Here is a 19835-nt window from a genome sequence, read left to right on the forward strand (position 1 = left end):
CCGGCATCATCGCGCAAGACCCTGCGCCCCGTCTTTGCGGTCGATCAAACAAGGGGGGCTGCGTGATGGGGCAAGCTCCCGGCTACAGCCGCAGGCGGTGCCGGGTTTCCAGCAGGGTCCGGGCGTCCCGCACCTCTTGCGCGGTTCTCGCCTCGTCCCAGCCAAGGGCGCGGGCGCAGACGGACGCGACGGTTTCAAGGTCGCGCCCGGTCAGCGTCCCGGTGATCGCCAGCGCGGTGCGCCGCATCACCAGGTCGGTCAGGTGGCGGACCGCCTCGTGGCGGATCAGCCAGTCGAGTTCCGCCAGCGAATGATCCGCGTCTTGCAGCATCAGGGGGCTTGCGCCTTCGGCGGCCAGGATGGCCGTGGCGGTGGTCCCATACCGCGCCAGCAGCGCCGCCGCGCGGTCCGGCGGGGCGGCGCTGGCAAGGGCGGCCTGCCGCGCCCAGGCCTGCGGGTCGGACGGGTAATCCCTGCCGCCGCCAATGGGGGCCAGCTTCGTGTCGCGGCGGCGGGGGTGATGCAGACGTGACAGGATCACGTCGGCCACCTCCTCGGCAAAGCCCCGGAAGGTGGTCCACTTGCCCCCCACCAGCGAGATCACGGGCCAGCGCCGCGCGCCCGAAGGTTCCGCCACGGGGGCGGAATGGTCGCGGCTGATCAGGCCGGGATTGGCCGCGTCCGAGGCGGGCAGGGGGCGGATCCCCGAATAGGCATAGACGATCTGGCCCCGGTCGAAGGACAGGCCCGGCAGCAGGCTGCGCAGGGCGTCCAGGAAATAGTCGATCTCGGCATCGTCGCAGGCCACGCTGTCGGGATCGTCGTCGCGGGTGTCGGTGGACCCCACCAGCGCGCGGCCCAGGTAATCGAAAACCAGGCAGATGCGGCCGTCGTCGGCCTCGAAATAGATCATCCGGCCCTTCAGCGCGGCGATCAGGCCGGGATGGTCCAGCAGGACATGCGACCCCTTGGTGCCGCCAATCAGGTGCGAGGGCGCGCCAAGCGCCGCGTTCACCCGGTCGATCCAGGGACCGGCGGCGTTTACGACGATCCGAGGGCGCAGGTGCTGCGGCGCGCCATCGACCACAAGCCGCAGCGTGTCGCCGTCGGTTTCCTCCAGCGCGGCGTAATTCCAGGCGCGCGAGGCGGGATTGGCGCGCATCCCCTCGGCCAGCAGTTCCCAGACCAGGCGTTCGGGCAGGGTCACGGCGGCGTCGTGATATTGCCCCGCCGCGACGATGCGGGGGGTGAGGGGGGGAATTTCCCGCAAGGTGCGCTTTTTCGACCAAAGCTGGTGGCGCGGCATGACCCGGTGGCGGCGGCCATAGAAGTCGTACATCGCAAGGCCCGTCTTCATCAGCACCGCGCCCCGGCTGCGCGGCGCGGTGGTGGACCCCAGCAGCGTGCGCAGCGCGGCGGGCACGCCCTTGAACCAGGAAAAGATCGGGATCACCGTGGGCAGCGGGCGCACCAGATGCGGCGCGTTCTTCAACAGCAGGTTGCGTTCCAGCGTGGATTGCGCGACCAGCCGCAACTCGCCCGTTTCCAGATACTTGATGCCGCCATGGATCAGCCGCGAGGGCGCGGCGGACGTGCCGCCGCCGAAATCGCCCTTGTCGGCGATCACGCAGGTCAGGCCCTGCTCGCACAGGTCGCGGAACAGGCCCGCGCCGTTGATGCCCGCGCCCAGGATCAGCACGTCGATGTCTTGAATGTCGGTCATGCCGGGTCTCCCAGGGCCTCGATCCGCGGCCAGAGGGGGGACAGCGCATCCACAAGGTCGGTAAAGACGCCGTAGCGGCGCCCGAGGTCGGCGGACCGCTGCGCATCCGGCTGGTAGGTCGTGGTCAGCACCGCCATGTCGCGCGGGTCATGGTGGGGGCTGGCGAACAGCCCGACCCCCGACCCGGCGCAGAGGGCCGCGCCCCAGGCTGCGGCTTCGTCCGTGTCCGAGGTCGCGACCGGCATCGCCAGCACATCCGCGAAAAGCTGCGCAAGGACCGGGCTGCGGGCCATCCCGCCCGTCAGCCGCGCGGTATCGGGCGCGAAGCCGTCGCGCAGGGCATCGACATGGTGGCGGTGGTTGAAGGCGATGCCTTCCACCACGGCGCGCAGCAGGACGCCCCGGTCGTGCCAGCCGTGCAGCCCCAGGAACGCGCCGCTGGCATGGGGACCAAAGGGCGAGCCGAACAGGAAGGGGTGAAAGATCACGGTGGACGGGCGGGCCATCGCGGCCTCGATCTCGGGGATGATGGCTGCGTGGAAGGGGCGGCCCTGCGCCTCGGCGACAGTGCGGTCGCCGCCGCAGAGCGTGTCCAGGAACCAGTCGTAGTTCGCCGCCGACGCAGGCGAGATCGACATGGCGTTCCATTCGCCCCGGCGCAGCCCGTTGCGGCAGAACCAGCGGGCATCCACGCGCGGCGCCCGCGTCACCGTCTCGTTGATGGAATAGGTGCCGGCGACGATGGCCACCGTGCCCTCGCCATAGCCGCCCGCGCCCAGGGCGGATGCGGTCACGTCGTGCAGCCCGGCCACCACCGGCGTGCCGGGGACAAGGCCGGTCGCGGCGGCGGCAGGGGCGGTGACATGGCCGATCACCTGGTCGGGCAGGGCGACAGGGGGCAGCGCGCCCGACAGCGCCCCAAGGCCGAAGATCGCCAGGGCCTGCGCGTCGAAGGCTTGCGTGCGGACATCTGTGAAGGCGGTGCTGGCCTCGGTCAGGTCGGTGCCGATGTGGCCGGTCAGGCAGAAGGCCAGCCAGTCCTTGCAGGCCAGCACATGCGCGACGCGGGCAAAGCGGTCCGGCTGGTTGTCCCGGATCCAGGCGAGGCACGCCGAGGGGGCCGAGGCATGGGGCACCTGCCCGGTGCGCGCCAGCGCGGCATCGGCGGTGCCGTCCTGCCGCCAGCGGTCAGCGATCTCGCCCGCGCGGCTGTCCAGCGACAGGATGCCGGGGCCGAGGGGGCGCGCGGCCCGGTCCAGCAGGTAAAGCCCATCGCCATGCGCCGTGGCGGCCACCGCCGCGATGTCCGACGCGGGACGCCCGCAGGCGGCGACGGCCTCGGCCACGGCGGCGGCGGTCTGGGTCCAGAGCGTGTCTATGTCGCGTTCGACGTGGCGGGGCTGCGGCATGGATTGCGCCACCCGGCGGCGCGCGGTCGCCAGCACGCGGCCGGTTTCGTCGAAGATCACCGCCTTGGTGACGGTCAGGCCGTTGTCGATGCCAAGCAGCAGCGGCATGTCGGTCATTCCCTGCCAGGAAGCACCGGGCAGCCCTACGACGCCCCCGCCCCCGAGGCAAGGGTCCGCTCAGGTCATCCGGGCGGCCTGGTCGCCCGGGCATTCCGCGCCCCAGTCATAGCCCTTGCTGCCCGCCACGCAGGCCTGCCGGACCAGGACCACAAGCTCCACGTCCCGCGGCGTGGTCCCGGACCCCCGGGACGGGCCGACCAGGAAGCGGCGCGACAGCACATCGTAATGGACGGTCTTGTTGCCGGACAAGATCTGGATGCTGTCCCCGGCCAGCGGCACGGGATCGAGGTCGATTTCCCCAAGCCGAACGGCGTCCCGATCCTGGATCACTACGCGCATGTTGGCACCACGCCCCTTGAAGTGGAGGACACAACGATCCAGCAAGACGATTGTTCCCGCACATGCGGAAATTTCCGCGCGAAAAAGAAGCCGGTCACCGGGGCGTGATCGGGCAGGAACCTTCGCCGTGCAAAGCCGGTTGTTGTGACTGGTGGCTGCCGGGGAAGGAACCATGCTGGGCAACGACTTGACGGACAAGGCAAAGGGCGACGCGGCCCCGAACACCGACCCTGCGGGATCGTCGGACGCGCGGCTGCGGGCGCTGGCCGCGCAGCGAATCGCCATCGAGGGCGTCTCGATCGAGATCGACGGCGGCCGTTTTCCTGCCAAGGCCGTCGCGGGACAGCCCACGGTGATCGGGGCCGACATCTTCTCGGATGGGCACGATTCGCTTGGCGCCGCGATCGCCTGGCGCCGCGCGGGCGCCGAGGACAGCCACGAAGCCCCCATGACCTTCGTCGAGAACGACCGCTGGACCGCCACGGTCGTCTTTCCCGAGAACGGCCCCTACGATTGCACGATCCTTGCTTGGCGCGACCTGTTCACCACCTGGCACAAGGAGGTGACCAAGAAGCTGGCCGCCGGGCAGCGGATCACGCTGGAGCTGGAGGAAGGCCGCAGGCTGTTGCAGGACGGGCTGGACAAGGGCCACGCCCCCGCCGAGGCCCGCGCGACCATCGTGGGGGTCCTGGCGGCGGACGCGGCCCATGCCGAGGCCACCGGCGACGGCGCGGCTGTCGATGCCGCCCGTTTCGCGCGTATAGGCGACCCGGCAGTCCTGGCCCTGATGCAGCGGTTCGGGCCGCGCACCAACCTGACCGAATACAAGACCCTGACGCTGTTCGTGGACCGCAAGGCCGCCGCCTTCAGCGCCTGGTATGAACTCATGCCCCGGTCGCAATCGGGCGACGCGAACCGCCATGGCACCTTTGACGACGTGATCGCGCGCCTGCCCTATGTGCGCGACCTGGGCTTCGACGTGCTGTATTTTCCCCCCATCCATCCCATCGGCAAGACCAACCGCAAGGGCCGCAACAACAGCCTGACCGCGCAAGAGGGCGAACCCGGCAGCCCCTATGCCATCGGCAGCGAGGCGGGCGGCCATGACGCCATCCACCCGGAACTGGGCAGCCTCAATGATTTCCGCCGCCTGATCGCTGCGGCCAGGGACCACGGGCTGGAAATCGCGCTGGACTTCGCCATCCAGTGTTCGCCCGACCATCCCTGGATCCGGGACCATCCCGAATGGTTCGACTGGCGCCCCGACGGCACCATCAAGTTCGCCGAGAACCCGCCCAAGAAATACGAGGACATCGTCAACGTCCATTTCTATCGCGGCGCGCTGCCCGGCCTGTGGTATGCGCTGCGCGACGTGGTGCTGTTCTGGGTGGACCAGGGGGTGCGCATCTTCCGCGTGGACAATCCCCACACCAAGCCTTTCCCGTTCTGGGAATGGATGATCGCCGAGGTGCGGGAAAAGGATCCCGGCGTGATCTTCCTGGCCGAGGCCTTCACCCGCCCCAAGGTAATGAAGCGGCTGGCGAAGGTCGGATTCTCGCAGTCCTATTCCTATTTCACCTGGCGCAACGAAAAGCAGGAAATCACCGACTACCTGACCGAGCTGACGCAAGAGGAATGCCGCGAATACATGCGGCCGAACTTCTTCGTGAACACCCCCGACATCAACCCCCGCTTCCTGCAGACCAGCGGGCGGCCCGGCTTCCGCACGCGCCTGGTGCTGGCCGCGACCCTGGGGGGCAACTACGGCGTCTATAACGGCTTCGAGATCTGCGAGGCGGCAGCGGTGCCGGGCAAGGAGGAATACCTCGACTCCGAGAAATACGAGATCCGGGCGTGGGACATGGACCGGCCCGGGAACATCCAGGACGACATCCGCCTGATGAACCGGTTGCGCCAAACGCATCCCGCGCTGCAAGGCTTCACCAACGTGAAATTCTACAACGCCTGGAACGACAAGGTGCTGTCCTATGGCAAGCAGACCGGCAACGACTTCGTGCTGGTCCACGTCAACCTCGACCCCCACGCCACCCAGGTCTTCGAGTTCGAGGTGCCCTTGTGGGAATGGGACCTGCCCGACGAGGCCTCGGTCGAGGTGCGCGACCTGATCCACGGCAACAGCTTCACCTGGCACGGCAAGACCCAATGGCTGGAGCTTGAGCCGCATACCCGACCCTATGCCATCTGGCAGCTTTTCGCCCCCGGAGTTCCCCGCTGATGAACATCGCCACGACCCCTTCCGACGCGAATTTCGCCGTCCGCACCGACGGGATCGACCGCGGCCAGGCCGACTGGTACAAGGACGCGATCATCTATCAGTTGCACATCAAGGCCTTCATGGATTCCAACGGCGACGGCATCGGGGATTTCGCGGGCCTGATGCAGCGGCTGGACTATGTGCAGGAACTGGGCGTCACGGCGATCTGGCTTTTGCCCTTCTACCCCTCGCCCCTGCGCGACGACGGCTACGACATCTCGGACTATCGCTCGATCAACCCGTCCTACGGGTCGATGAAGGACTTCAAGGCCTTCGTGAAGGAGGCCCACCGGCGCGGCATCCGCGTGATCACGGAACTGGTGATCAACCACACCTCGGACCAGCATCCCTGGTTCCAGCGGGCGCGGCGCGCGAGGCCCGGATCGGCCGCGCGCGACTGGTACGTGTGGTCGGACACCGACCAGAAATGGCCCGAAACGCGCATCATCTTCCTGGACACGGAAAAGTCGAACTGGACCTGGGATCCGGTGGCCGGGGCATACTACTGGCACCGCTTCTATTCGCACCAGCCCGACCTGAACTTCGACAACCCCAAGGTGCTGGAGGAGGTGCTGCGCGTCATGCGCATGTGGCTGGACATGGGCGTGGACGGGCTGCGGCTGGACGCGATCCCCTATCTGGTCGAACGCGACGGCACCAACAACGAGAACCTGCCCGAGACGCATGACGTGCTGAAAGCCATCCGCGCCGACCTGGACAAGCATTTCCCCGACCGGATGCTGCTGGCCGAGGCCAACCAGTGGCCCGAGGATACCCGCCCCTATTTCGGCGAGGGCGACGAATGCCACATGGGCTTTCACTTCCCCCTGATGCCGCGCATGTACATGGCGCTGGCCCAGGCCGACCGCCATCCCATCACCGACATCATCCGCCAGACGCCCGAGATCCCCGACATTTGCCAATGGGGCATCTTCCTGCGCAACCATGACGAGTTGACGCTGGAAATGGTCACGTCCGAGGAACGCGATTACCTGTGGCAGACCTATGCCGCCGACACGCGCGCGCGCATCAACCTGGGGATCCGCCGCAGGCTTGCGCCCCTGATGCAGAACGACCGGCGCAAGATCCAGCTGATGAATTCCATGCTGCTGTCGATGCCCGGCACGCCCATCATCTATTACGGCGACGAGATCGGCATGGGCGACAACTATTACCTGGGCGACCGGGACGGGGTGCGCACGCCGATGCAATGGTCGGGCGACCGCAACGCCGGTTTCTCGCGCGCGAAACCGCAGCAGCTTTACCTGCCGGCGATCATCGACGCCGTTTACGGCCACCAGGTCATCAACGTCGAGGCGCAGGCGGACGACCCGTCGTCCCTGCTGAACTGGATGCGCCGCATGATCACCGTGCGCCGCCAGCATCCGGCCTTCGGGCGCGGCGCGATGGTGCTGCTGTATCCCCGCAACCGCAAGATCCTCGCCTATCTGCGCGAACACGAGGGGCGGACCTATCTGTGCGTGGCGAACCTGGCCGACAGCGCGCAGGCGGTGGAACTGGACCTGTCGCGCCATCGCGGCACCGTTCCCGTCGAACTGACCGGCCGGTCAGTGTTCCCGCCGGTGGGCGACCTGCCCTACATGCTGACGCTGCCCGCCTATGGCTTTTTCTGGTTCATGCTCAGCGCCGAGGAGGAAACCCCCTCCTGGCACGAGGCGATGCCCGACATCCTGCCGGAATTCATGACGCTGACCACCCGCGACGGGCGCGTGGCCACGGCCATCGGCGGGCGCGAAGGGCGGCTGTTCCAGAACGACGTGCTGCCGCAATGGTTGCCGCTGCAACGTTGGTTCGCGGGCAAGGACAAGGGGATCGGCGCGGTCCGCATGACCCCCCTGGGCAGCCTGGGGCAGGGGGAACATGAACTGGTGTCCCTGGACGTGACGGTGGGGGACGAGGCGCAACGCTATCTTCTGCCGATCTCGGCCCGGTGGGGGGACGAGAACCTGCGGCCCGGCGGATCGAAGCTGTCCTGGACGCTGGCCAAGATCCGCCACACCGCGCGCGTGGGCGCCCTGATCGACGGCGCCTATGACGAACGCCTGCCGCAACTGCTGCTGGAGGCGCTGAAGGAAAACCGGTCCGACGGTCCCCTGCGGTTCGAGGGAACCGACGCCCTGCGCGCCATCGAGGATCCGGGCGAGCCGCGCCAGCTTGGCGCGGAACAGTCGAACCTGTCCATCGCCTTCGGCGACAAGATCATCCTGAAGCTGTATCGCCGCATCCGCGAGGGCGAGCAACCGGACGTGGAGGTCGCGAAGTTCCTGACCGAGGTCGCGGGCTACAGGCATACCCCCCGCTATCTGGGCCAGGCCGCGCACGGGCCGACGACCCTGGCCGCGGCCTTCGCCTTTGTCCCGAACCGGGGCGACGCCTGGACCGGCATCATCGACGCCCTGGGCCTGGAACTGCACGAGCACGAGACCTGGTCCTCGGCCGGCGAGACGCAGCCGGAACCGCCGGGCTTCGCCTTTCCGCTGGCCCTGGGGGCGCTTCTGGGGCAGCGCACGGCGGAACTGCACAAGGCCTTGGCCACGGACACCGACGATCCGGCCTTCGCGACCGAGGATCTGACCCCCGACCAGCTTGGCCAATGGGCGGCGGATGCCGAGGCCGAGGCGCAGGCGCTGATCGACCGGCTGGACCAGGCGCGCCTGCCCGAGGAGGTCGCCCCCCTGGCGCAGTCCTTGCTGGAGAGCCGCGAGAAACTGCTGTCGCGGCTGCGGGCGGTGGCGGACCTTGCGCCCGCCTGCAAGCTGTCGCGCATCCACGGCGACTTCCACCTGGGACAGGTGCTGCTGGCCCAGAACGACGTGGCGATCATCGACTTCGAGGGCGAGCCTGCACGCAGCCTGGACGAACGGCGCCGGAAATCCTCGCCCCTGCGCGACGTGGCGGGGATGCTGCGGTCCTTCGACTATGCCGCGATGACGGTGATCTCGCGCCAGGGCGAAGGCTTCGGCAGCGCGGCGGAACGCGGGCTGGCCCGGGTCGAGACCTGGCGGCAGACGGTGATGCGCGACTTCCTGGCGGCCTATGACGCCCATTCGCAAGGTGCGCCGAACCTGCCTGCGGACGCGGCATCACGGCAGGCGCTGCTGGACTTCTTCCTGCTGCACAAGGCAATCTACGAGGCGGGCTATGAACTGAGCAACCGGCCCGCCTGGATCGGCATTCCCCTGCGCGGGATCCTCGATCTTCTGGAAGGGACCGGCGAATGACCAGCGCATCGGCAAGCGACATCGAGGCGATCCTGCGCGGCAGCCATGCCAACCCCTTCGCCGTCCTGGGTCCCCATGACGGCGAGGTGCGGGTCTTCGCCCCCCAGGCCTCGGCCGTCGCGGTCCTGCATGATGGCCAGCGCACGCCCCTGGACCGCGTCCACCCCGAGGGATTCTTTGCCGGACCCTTCGACAGCCACCAGTATCAACTGGAAATGACATCCGGCGAGCGGACCTGGGTGGCCGAGGATCCCTATCGCTTCGGCCTGGTCTTGGGCGAGATGGACGAATACCTGATCGCCGAAGGCCGCCACCGCCAGCTTTACGAAAGGCTGGGCGCGCATCCGATCACCCATGAAGGGGTGGAGGGCGTGGCCTTCGCCGTCTGGGCGCCCAATGCCCGCCGCGTCAGCGTGGTGGGCGATTTCAACGCCTGGGACGGCCGCCGCCACCCGATGCGCAGGCGCCTCGGCCCCGGCCTGTGGGAACTGTTCATCCCCGGCCTGTCCGTGGGCGAGCTGTACAAATACGAGATCATCAGCGCCCATGGCGAACGGATGCCGCTGAAGGCCGACCCGGTGGGATTCGCGCACGAACAATCGCCCGGCACCGCCTCGGTCATCAGCGGGCTGCCCCATCACCCTTGGCAGGACGGGGACTGGATGGGAACCCGCGCGGCGCGGCAGGACCGCACGGCCCCGATCTCGATCTACGAGGTGCATCTGGGATCCTGGCGGCGCGGGGGCGAGGGCGAGGTGCTGGATTACGAATCCATCGCCGACCTGCTGGTGCCCTATGTCACGGAAATGGGCTTCACCCATGTGGAATTCCTGCCGGTGTCGGAACATCCCTTCACCGGGTCCTGGGGATACCAGCCCATCGGGTTGTTCGCGCCCACCAGCCGCTATGGCTCGGCCGAGGCCTTCGCGCGGCTGGTGGACCGGCTGCACGCGGCAGGCATCGGCGTCATCATCGACTGGGTTCCGGCGCATTTCCCCTCGGACGCCCACGGCCTGGGCCGCTTCGACGGCACCGCGCTTTACGAACATGCCGATCCCCGGCAGGGGTTCCACCAGGACTGGAACACGCTGATCTACAACTTCGGCCGGCGCGAGGTGGCGAATTTCCTGCAGGCCAGCGCGCTGTATTGGCTGGACAAGTTCCACATCGACGCGCTGCGCGTGGATGCGGTGGCGTCCATGCTGTATCTGGATTATTCGCGCAAGGCCGGCGAATGGATCCCCAACCAGTTCGGCGGGAACGAGAACCTGGAAGCCATCGACTTCCTGCGCAACGTGAACGAACGGGTCTGCGCCGATCATCCCGGCGCCATCACCATCGCCGAGGAATCGACCGCCTTTCCCAAGGTCAGCCGCCCGGTCAAGGACGGCGGGTTGGGCTTCGGGTTCAAGTGGAACATGGGCTGGATGCACGACACCCTGGGCTATTTCCGGCGCGACCCCCTTCATCGCCGGTACCACCAGAACGACCTGACCTTCGGCCTGGTCTATGCCTGGTCCGAGGATTTCGTGCTGCCGCTGAGCCATGACGAGGTGGTGCATGGCAAGGGATCCCTCATCCGCCAGATGGCGGGCGACCGCTGGCAGAAATTCGCGAACCTGCGCGCCTATTTCGCCTTCATGTGGACGCATCCGGGCAAGAAGCTTTTGTTCATGGGCGGGGAATTCGCGCAGGACCGCGAATGGAACCACGACCAGTCGCTGGACTGGCACCTTCTGGACGATCCGCTGCACGCCGGAATGCAGGCGCTGATCCGGGATCTGAACCGCCTTTACCGCGACCATCCCGCGCTGCACCGGCTGGACTGCGACCCGGGCGGCTTCGAATGGATCGACGCCAGCGACGCGGACCAGAGCGTGCTGGTCTTTCTGCGCAAGTCCGACGACGGCGCGCCGCCTGCGGTGATCGTCTGCAACCTGACGCCGCAGGTCCATCACGACTACCGCATCGGCGTCCCGCAGCCGGGCGGCTGGCGCGAGGTCCTGAACACCGACGACGCGGGTTATGGCGGGTCGGGTGTCGGCAACGCGGGGCCGCTGCAAACCGAGGACATCGCTTGGCACGGGCGCAAGGCGTCCCTCGCCCTGACGCTGCCGCCGCTGGCGGTCATCGTGCTGGTTCCCGAATGACGCAATCCCCGGCTGCCGCCAAGCACCGCGTCGTCGTGGTCGGGGCCGGTTTCGCGGGCCTGTACCTGGTCCAGGGCCTGAAGGGCGCAGGTTGCGCGATCACGCTGATCGACCAGCGCAACCACCACCTGTTCCAGCCGCTTCTGTATCAGGTCGCCACCACGCTTCTGTCCACGTCCGAGATCGCCTGGCCGATCCGCCGCGTGCTGCGCGACCGCCCCGATGTCGAAACCCTGCTGGCCCGCGTGACCGGCATCGACCGCGCCGGGGGCCAGGTGCTGCTGGAAACGGGCGATCGGGTGCCCTTCGACACGCTGGTCCTGGCGACCGGCGCGCGGCACGCCTATTTCGGCCATGACGAATGGGAGGCCGACGCCCCGGGGCTGAAGACGCTGGAGGATGCGACCACCATCCGCCGCCGCCTGCTTCTGGCCTTCGAGCGGGCCGAGCTGACTCTTGATGCGGCGGAACGCGACGCGAACCTGACCTTTGCCATCATCGGCGGCGGTCCCACCGGGGTCGAGCTTGCGGGCATCCTGGCGGATCTGGCGCACCGCGTCCTGCCGCGCGAATTCCGCCGCATCGACACCCGCACCGCCCGGATCATGCTGATCGAGGCCGGGCCGCGCGTGTTGCCGGTCTTTGCGCAATCGTTGTCGGATTATGCGGCGGCGGCCTTGCAGCGGCGGGGCGTGCAGGTGCTGACCGGGCGGCCCGTGACCGCCATCTCGGACCGGCAGGTCACGATCGGCGACGAGGCGGTGCCATGCCGGACGGTGATCTGGGCCGCGGGGGTGCAGGCCTCGCCTGCGGCGGAATGGCTGGGGGCCGAGGCCGACCGGGCGGGCCGCGTGATGGTGGACGCGGACCTGACCCTGCCCGGCGATCCCCGCATCTTCGTGCTGGGCGACACCGCCCATGTCGAGGTGGACGGCAAGCCCGTGCCCGGCCTTGCCCCGGCGGCCAAGCAGCAGGGCCAATACGCCGCCGCCGCGATCCGGGCGCGGCTGGCGGGCAAGCCCGCGCCGGGACCGTTCCGCTATGCCCATCAGGGGAACCTGGCCACCATCGGGCGCAACGCCGCCGTGATCGACTTTGGCCGCATCCGGCTGACGGGCTGGCTGGCCTGGTGGATCTGGGGCGTCGCCCATGTCTATTTCCTGATCGGGGTCCGCTCTCGCCTGGCCGTCGCGATCAACTGGCTGTGGAGCTTCCTGTCCCGCCAGAACCCCGCTCGGCTGATCACCCAGAAGGAAACGGCGCGGCGCGACTGACCGGCCGGGGCACGGAAAAACCCCGCGCGGCATGGCTGCGCGGGGCCGTCTTTCGATCCTCAGGCGGGATCGATCACTGGTTTTCCTGCGGGCCGCCGGGGGTCTTTTCGGCCTTGGCCGGGTTCATCACGTCGAATTCCTCGGGCGAATGGGGAACGCCCTCGTGATCGCCCTGGCCGTGCTGGCGGGGGGGATCGGTGGCGGGGTTGGGCTGCTTGGGTGTTTCGCGGGTCATGGGTGGTCCTCCTGCCGGAACAACCCGCGAGGGGGGTTCCTGTTCCCATGCCCGGGCGGGACGCCTTGCCCCCTGCGCCGTCCCCGGGCAGGATCGGGCCGGACGCGGGAAAGGACACGGGATGCGCAGCGGTGGTCAGCTTCTGGTGGAATGCCTGGTGGCGCTTGGCGCGGCCAAGGCCTTCGGCGTGCCGGGCGAAAGCTATCTGGCGGTGCTGGACGCGCTGCACGACACGGCCGGGCGGCTGGACTTCGTGCTGTGCCGGAACGAAGGGGGTGCTGCCTTCATGGCGGCGGCCTGGGGCAAGCTGACCGGCCAGCCCGGCCTCTGCATGGTGACGCGCGGACCGGGGGCGACCAATGCCGCGATCGGCGTGCATACGGCGATGCAGGACAGCGCGCCGATGATCCTGTTCGTGGGCCAGGTGGGCACGGACATGAAGGGGCGCGAGGCGTTCCAGGAACTCGACTATCGCGCGGTCTTCGGCGGAATGGCGAAATGGGCGGTCGAGATCGACCATGCGGACCGCATCCCCGAAATCCTGGCCCGTGCCTGGACCACCGCCACCACCGGCCGCCCCGGTCCCGTGGTGATCGCCCTGCCCGAGGACATGCTGACCAGCCCGACCGACGCCGCCCCCCTGGCCGGTCCCGCGCGCGTGGCCGAACCCGCCCCCACCCCCGATGCGGTGGCCGAGGCGCGCGCGATGCTGTCGGACGCCGCCCGCCCGCTGATCCTGATCGGCGGCTGCAACTGGACCGCGGAAGGCCAGCAGGCGCTGCGGGCCTTTGCCGAGGCCAGCGACATCCCCGTGATTGCGGCCTTCCGCTATCAGGACCGGTTCGACAATTTTTCCCCTGTCTATGCGGGCGAGGCGGGCGTGGGGATGCCGCCGCATGTCAAGGCGCTGATCCGGGACGCCGACGTGATCCTGGCCATCAACGTCCGCTTCGGCGAGATGACGACCGATGGCTATACGCTGCTGGACGTGCCGGTGCCCGCGCAAAGGCTGATCCACGTCCATGCCTCGGACCGCGAGATCGGCAAGATTTATCAGCCGGTGCTGGGCATCCAGGCGGGGCCGAACGCCTTCGCCCGCGCGCTGTCCCCGGTCCGGGGGGACTGGTCCGACTGGCGCAGGGACGCCCGCAAGGCTTGGGAGGACGGCTTCGACCTGCCGCCGCAACCCTCGCCCGTGGACATGGGGATGGTCACGGCCCATCTGCGTGACGTGCTGCCCCCGGACGCGATCCTGACGAACGGCGCGGGCAATTTCACCGTCTGGCCGAACAAGTTCTACAAGTTCGGCCCCGAGGCGCGGCTGCTGGCGCCGCAATCGGGGGCGATGGGATACGGCCTGCCCGCCGCGATTGCGGCCAAGGTGGCCCATCCCGGCCGCACGGTGGTCTGCTTCGCGGGCGACGGCGATTTCCAGATGACCTGCCAGGAGCTTGCGACATCCGTGCAGGCGGGGGCGCAGCCTATCGTGCTGGTGCTGAACAACGGCATCTACGGCACCATCCGCGCGCATCAGGAACGCCATTACCCGGCCCGCGTGTCGGGCACGACCATGGTGAACCCCGACTTCGTGATACTGGCCCAAGCCTATGGCTATCACGCCGAGCGGGTGGCAACGACCCAGGATTTCCCCGCAGCCTTCGCCCGTGCGCTGGCATCAACCACCGGCGCGCTGCTGGATCTGGACATCTCGCCCGAGGCGCTGACCCCGCGCCAGACCCTGTCCCAGATGCGCGACGCCGCCCTTGCCGCAAGGGAAAAGGTGTGAGTCCGCACCCGCCTGGAACCGATCCCCGGCGGCCGGATTTCTAAAGGCAAGCCGGGCAGATCCCCTGACCGAAGCGACGATCAGAGGTGTTCCATGGCCGACCCCACCCCCGCTTGCGTCGAGGCGCTGGCCCTTCTGCGCGGCCTTGGTCCCAACGACCGGATCCTGCACGTGACGCGCGACGAACGCGGCGGCGAGGCGCTGGCCGCCTTTCTGCGCGGGGCGCTGCCGGGGCGGCGGGTGCTGTTCCTGCCGCCCTGGGATTGCCTGCCCTTCGACAGCGCCTCGCCCACGTCTGATGCCATGGGCCGCCGCATGGCCGTTCTGCACCAGCTTCAGGATCCGCAGGAAGGCGACATCCTGGTGACGCCGCTGTCCGTGCTGATGCAACGCCTGCCGCCGCGCCACGCCGCGCGCAGCTTCCCGGTCCGGGTCGGTCAGGCCCTGGACGTGGCCGCGCTGGAGGCATTCGCCCGCGCCGCCGGATACGACGCCGACGACCGCGTGGATGAACCGGGCGAGATCGCCATCCGCGGCACCACCGTCGAGGTGTTCGCGGGCGGGGACGGCCACCCCTGCCGGATCGAGATGTCGGATGGGGTGGTGACGGCGCTGCGCTGCTTCGACCCGGTCACCCAGCGGTCCACGGGCGAGATCGAGGCGCTGGAGATCGTTCCGGTCACGGAACTGCCCCCCACTGACGACGCCTGGGAACGCGGGGCCGAACACCGGCTGCCGAAAGCCTGGGACGCCCTGACGATCCTGCCCGACCACATGGGGGACGCGCGCATCACCGCGCTGCCCGCGACGCTGGAGGCCGCCGACCGCCGCCTCGCCCGGCTGGAAGAGGCGCGGGCCGAGGCCGAGGAGGACGGCGCCTATCCGCTGCCCCTGGACGCCTTGTATCTTGGCGCGCAGGAATGGGCGGCGCTCGCGTCCCACATCGACACGCTGCCGGAACCGGAGTGGGACGCCGTTCCCGCCTTCGCCGCCGCCGCACGCCCGCGCGCCCGGCTGGCGCAGTTCCTGGCCAGCGATGCGGCGGCGGGACGGCGGGTGGTCTTCGTGGCGGGGTCCGAGGCGGAACGGACGCGCATCATGCGGATGGTGGCGCAGGCCGATGGCCGTCCCCCCGAACCCGCCGCCGATTGGGCAGGGTGCGAAGGCCATGACCGTGCGGTGCTGGTGGCCGATGGGGGGCAGGGGGCCGTGACCGGGGATCTGGTGGTCATCACCGCGCAGGACCTGATGGGCAGCCGGGCGGCCCGAAGGGACAACCGCCAGGTCCCGGCGCAACCCGGCCTGCCCTCTGCCGGGTTCGAGCTGGGGGATCTCGTGGTGCACGAGGATCACGGGCTGGCCCGGCTGGAGGGGCTTGAGCCGCTGGATCCCGCGAACCCCGGACCCGAGGCGATCCGCCTGACCTTTGCGGGGGACCAGCGGCTGATGGTCCCCACCCATGACGCGGGCCGCATCTGGCGCTATGGCACGGCCGAGGCCGGCGTGACGCTGGACCGCCCCGGCGGGACCGCGTGGCAAAAGCGCCGGGCCGCCACCGCCGAGGCGCTGGCAAGGCTGGCCGATCATCTCGTGGCGCTGACCCGCGCGCGCGATGCGACGACCGCGCCGAAGCTGGTCCCGCCTGCGCGCGATTACGAACGCTTCGTGGCGCGCTTTCCCTTTCAGCCGACGCCCGACCAGGATCAGGCGGTGCGCGCGGTGCTGGCCGACATGGGTTCGGGGCGGCCCATGGACCGGCTGGTGATCGGCGACGTGGGCTTCGGCAAGACCGAGATCGCGCTCCGCGCCGCTGCCGCCGCCGCGCTCAGCGGCTGCCAGGTGGCCGTCTGCGCGCCCACCACGGTTCTGGCGCGCCAGCATTACGAGACCTTCCGCCGCCGCTTCGCCCCCCTGGGGATCACCGTCGGGCACCTGTCGCGGCTGGTCACGGGCAAGCCCGCCGCCACCGTCCGCGCGGGCCTGGCCGACGGGTCCATCCGCATCGCCGTGGGCACCCATGCCCTGCTGGGCAAGGGCGTCGGCTTTCAGGACCTGGGCCTGCTGGTCATCGACGAGGAACAGCGTTTCGGCGCGGCGCAGAAACAGAAGCTGCGGGACCTGGGCCAGGGCCTGCATGTCCTGTCGATGAGCGCGACGCCCATCCCGCGCACCTTGCAGGCCGCGCTGGTGGGGTTGCAGGACCTCAGCTACCTGACCACGCCCCCCGCCCGCCGCCGCGCCATCCGCACCCTGATCGCCCCCCAGGACGACGCGACCCTGCGCCAGGCGCTGCTGCGCGAACGGCGGCGCGGCGGGCAAAGCTTCGTGGTCGTCCCCCGGGTCGAGGACATCGCCCCAGTGGCCGAACGCCTGGCGCGCCTGCTGCCCGACCTGCGCCTGCGCGTTGCCCATGGCGATCTTCCCGCGAAGGAAATCGACGCGACCATGGTGGGCTTTGCCCGGGGCGAGGGCGACGTGCTGCTGGCGACCGCCATCATCGAAAGCGGGCTGGACGTGGCGCGGGCCAACACGATGGTGATCCTGCGCCCGGCGCTGTTCGGGCTGGCGCAGTTGCACCAGCTTCGCGGCCGGGTCGGGCGCGGGGCGGCGCAGGCCTATTGCCATCTTCTGACGGCCGAGGGCGAGGATCTGGCCCCTGACGCGCAAAAGCGCCTTGGCACCTTGCAGGCGATGGACCGTCTGGGGGCCGGCATGGCCATCAGCGCCGCCGACCTGGACCGGCGCGGCGCGGGCGACCTGGGGGGCGACAAGCAGGCGGGCCATGTCCAGCGCGTCGGGCTTGGCCTTTACCAGGAGATGCTGGCATCCGCCCTGCGCCGCGCCAAGGGGGAACCCGACGCCCCGCCTCCGCCGCAGGTCCCGGGCGAGCCGGGCCATATCCCCGCCGACTATATCCCCGAGCCGGAAACCCGCATCGGCCTGTATCACCGCATCTCGCGCGCCGCGCGGTCCGACGACGTGGCGCGCCTGGCGGACGAGATCGCCGACCGCTTCGGCGCGCCGCCCCCGCCGGTGGAAACGCTGTTGCGCGCCGCCGAACTGCGCGCCCTGGCGGCAAGCCTGGGGGTGGCGGCGCTCAGCCTGGGTCCCGAGGGGGTGGCGCTGGATCTGCGCGAGGGTGTGCGGGTCGAGGACTATGCCGCACAACTGTCGGGCTGCGAAGGGCTGTCCTGCCAGGACACGCGCCTGGTGCTGCGTCACACCGGTCCCGAGGACCGGCTGGAGGTCGCGGCCAACCTGCTGGAACGCATGGCCTGACTGGGGCGGGGCCGTATCGGGCGGGATCAGGAAACGCGACGAGTGTTTCCCCCGACTTTGTCCGGCGGTGCAACCAGAAACGGTGCAATCCTGCGGCCACGAAAGGCCGGCGCCCGACCCGAAGGGGGGCGCTGGCCGGGCCTTTGAGGTCCGGCGGTTCGGGAAAGATAGGTCGCGAGATGGCGAAGGCGATGGCCTTCGCCACTTCAAACGCGGCCCGTTTATCGAGGCCGATCCCCCGGTGCCTTCCCTACATCGGCGTGAAATCCGTGTCCGGGCGCAGGCGGCGGCAGTATTCGCAGACCAGGTCGATGGTGGCCTGAATGTCGTCGAGGCAGACCACCTCGGACGGGGTGTGCATGTAGCGCAGCGGCACGGAGATCAGGCCGGTGGCGACGCCGCCCCCCAGTTCCTGGATCACGCGGGCGTCCGTGGGGCTTGTGCCGCCGGATGCCTGGTGCTGCCAGGGGATGCCCTTCTCCTCGGCGGCCGCGACCAGCAGGTCGAACACCACCGGGTTGGTGTTGGCCCCCTGCAGGATGCCGGGTCCCTTGCCCAGGTCCAGCCTGCCCTGATCCTCGGGGCAGGCGCGGGGATAGTCCATGGCCACCCCCATGTCGATGGCCAGCGCCGTGCGGGGCGCGATGTTGAACCCCGCCGCCTTGGCGCCGCGAGAGCCGATCTCCTCTTGCACGGTGCCCAGGATGTAGAACCCGACATCTGGGTGCACGCCTCCCTCCTGGGCCAGGCAGCGCACCAGTTCGGCGCCGATCAGCAGGCCCACCTTGTTGTCGAAGGCCCGGCCCACGGCCAGCTGGCCGCTGAGGGTCGCGAAGCCGGCGTCGATGGTCACGGGACTGCCGATCCGGACGACCTTTTCGGCCTCCTCCCGCGACGAGGCGCCGATGTCGATCCACAGATCCTTCAGGGTCGGCGTCTCGTTGGAATCCTTGGCCTTGAAGGTCTGGATCGCCTTGCGCCCGACCACCCCCGGCACGGTCTCGTGTCCGTGGACGCAGACGCGCTGTCCGATCTCGGTCGCGACATCGGTGCCGCCGATGGTGTTGAAATACAGGAACCCGTCCTTGTCGATGTGATGGACGATGAAGCCGATCTCGTCCATGTGGCCCGCATACATGAAGCGCACCGGCGCGTCCGGGTTGATGACGGCGCTGACATTGCCCAGGATGTCGGTCGTGACCTTGTGCGCGAAGGGCTGCACCCGATCGCGGTAAAGCCTGGCCACCGGCTGTTCGAAGCCGCTGGGCGACGGGGCCGCGACGATGGCCTTGAGAAAATCGAGCGCGTCATCACGCATGGCTGCATCCCTTGCTGGAAGGTGTCGTTAACCCTGAGGCAAGCGCGATGTTCCAGATCTCGCCGGGCCGAATGCGGAAAATTCGGGCAGGGACGGGATCGCGGGATGCCGGTCCGGCATTCCCGCAATCCCGGTCGGGATGGGCCTACCTGATCCGCCGCACGGGCCTGCGGTCGTGGCTGCGGTCGTCCCGCCTGCCCCACAGCGCCACCGCCACCACCGTGACCGCCGCGCCGATGGCCAGCTTGCGGACAAGGCCGTCGCGGTTGTGGCGCCATTCGGCGCCCATGCCCATCTCGGCGGGCAGGTTCGGGACATGGCCGTGGGCCAGATCGCCGACGATCCCCTCGACCATGTTGATGCGGTCGGCGCCCAGCAGCATCAGCCAGTGCCGCCAGTCGGATTCGCTGTAGCCGAAGGCCGCGCGCCGAACCATGCCGCTGAGGCCCGAGGGCGGCGACGCCGTGCCGAAGACCGCGGGGCGGCGGTTGTATTCCATCGACCGAAGCACCTCGATATCGGCCCGTTGCAGGGGCGGGCGGTCCCAGTCCATGCCCCCCTTGGTATCGCCCGCGCGGTCGCGCATCGGATAGGTCGGGTCGTTTTTGGGATCGGCGTCCACGCCCCATCCGTTCACCTCGGCCGGGTCGATCATCTGCCGCGATTTCTGCGCCATGCTTCCTGT

General features: G+C 69.2%; 12 protein-coding genes. 6 read left to right on the plus strand and 6 right to left on the minus strand.

The features are described from left to right. Window positions 1-82 precede the first annotated feature (82 nt). From GIY56_RS14880 to GIY56_RS14890, 3 genes are all read right to left on the minus strand, one after another. Entirely contained in the window at window positions 83-1723 is a 1641-nt protein-coding gene (locus GIY56_RS14880; protein WP_154765648.1) for a glycerol-3-phosphate dehydrogenase/oxidase, read from the minus strand. Next, a complete protein-coding gene (locus GIY56_RS14885; RefSeq protein WP_154765649.1) occupies window positions 1720-3240 on the minus strand; it encodes an FGGY-family carbohydrate kinase in 1521 nt (506 codons plus the stop codon). Before GIY56_RS14885 ends, GIY56_RS14880 begins: the two co-directional genes overlap by 4 nt. Window positions 3241-3309: 69 nt before the next feature. Then, the gene (locus GIY56_RS14890; protein ID WP_154765650.1) at window positions 3310-3591 is read right to left on the minus strand and encodes a hypothetical protein; all 282 of its coding nucleotides are present in this window, start codon (window positions 3589-3591) and stop codon (window positions 3310-3312) included. A gap of 172 nt (window positions 3592-3763) precedes the next feature. Between GIY56_RS14890 and GIY56_RS14895 the strand changes: the two genes are divergently transcribed. From GIY56_RS14895 to GIY56_RS14910, 4 genes are read left to right on the plus strand one after another with little or no spacing between them, the layout of a single operon-like run. Beyond that, entirely contained in the window at window positions 3764-5827 is a 2064-nt protein-coding gene (locus GIY56_RS14895) for an alpha-1,4-glucan--maltose-1-phosphate maltosyltransferase (RefSeq protein ID WP_154765651.1), read from the plus strand. Then, the gene (gene treS, locus GIY56_RS14900; RefSeq protein ID WP_154765652.1) at window positions 5827-9108 is read left to right on the plus strand and encodes a maltose alpha-D-glucosyltransferase; all 3282 of its coding nucleotides are present in this window, start codon (window positions 5827-5829) and stop codon (window positions 9106-9108) included. Before GIY56_RS14895 ends, treS begins: the two co-directional genes overlap by 1 nt. Then, window positions 9105-11258 carry a 1,4-alpha-glucan branching protein GlgB gene (gene glgB / locus GIY56_RS14905; protein ID WP_154765653.1) on the plus strand — a complete coding sequence of 718 codons (2154 nt, stop codon included), beginning with the start codon at window positions 9105-9107 and terminating at the stop codon, window positions 11256-11258. Before treS ends, glgB begins: the two co-directional genes overlap by 4 nt. Continuing rightward, a complete protein-coding gene (locus GIY56_RS14910; protein WP_154765654.1) occupies window positions 11255-12532 on the plus strand; it encodes an NAD(P)/FAD-dependent oxidoreductase in 1278 nt (425 codons plus the stop codon). Before glgB ends, GIY56_RS14910 begins: the two co-directional genes overlap by 4 nt. 73 nt (window positions 12533-12605) lie before the next feature. Here GIY56_RS14910 and GIY56_RS14915 read toward each other — a convergent pair whose 3' ends face one another. Beyond that, window positions 12606-12767 carry a hypothetical protein gene (locus GIY56_RS14915; RefSeq protein WP_154765655.1) on the minus strand — a complete coding sequence of 54 codons (162 nt, stop codon included), beginning with the start codon at window positions 12765-12767 and terminating at the stop codon, window positions 12606-12608. A gap of 121 nt (window positions 12768-12888) precedes the next feature. Here GIY56_RS14915 and GIY56_RS14920 point away from each other — a divergent pair, with 121 nt between their 5' ends. Further along, window positions 12889-14553 carry a thiamine pyrophosphate-binding protein gene (locus GIY56_RS14920; protein WP_154765656.1) on the plus strand — a complete coding sequence of 555 codons (1665 nt, stop codon included), beginning with the start codon at window positions 12889-12891 and terminating at the stop codon, window positions 14551-14553. 93 nt (window positions 14554-14646) lie between these two features. Beyond that, the gene (locus GIY56_RS14925; RefSeq protein ID WP_154765657.1) at window positions 14647-17832 is read left to right on the plus strand and encodes a DEAD/DEAH box helicase; all 3186 of its coding nucleotides are present in this window, start codon (window positions 14647-14649) and stop codon (window positions 17830-17832) included. Window positions 17833-18082: 250 nt separating this feature from the next. Here GIY56_RS14925 and GIY56_RS14930 read toward each other — a convergent pair whose 3' ends face one another. Further along, the gene (locus tag GIY56_RS14930; RefSeq protein ID WP_154765658.1) at window positions 18083-19150 is read right to left on the minus strand and encodes a M42 family metallopeptidase; all 1068 of its coding nucleotides are present in this window, start codon (window positions 19148-19150) and stop codon (window positions 18083-18085) included. A gap of 145 nt (window positions 19151-19295) precedes the next feature. After that, entirely contained in the window at window positions 19296-19826 is a 531-nt protein-coding gene (locus tag GIY56_RS14935) for a hypothetical protein (protein WP_154765659.1), read from the minus strand. Window positions 19827-19835 lie beyond the last annotated feature (9 nt).

The sequence above is a fragment of the Paracoccus lichenicola genome (genome assembly GCF_009708075.1).
Classification (GTDB): Bacteria; Pseudomonadota; Alphaproteobacteria; order Rhodobacterales; family Rhodobacteraceae; genus Paracoccus; species Paracoccus lichenicola.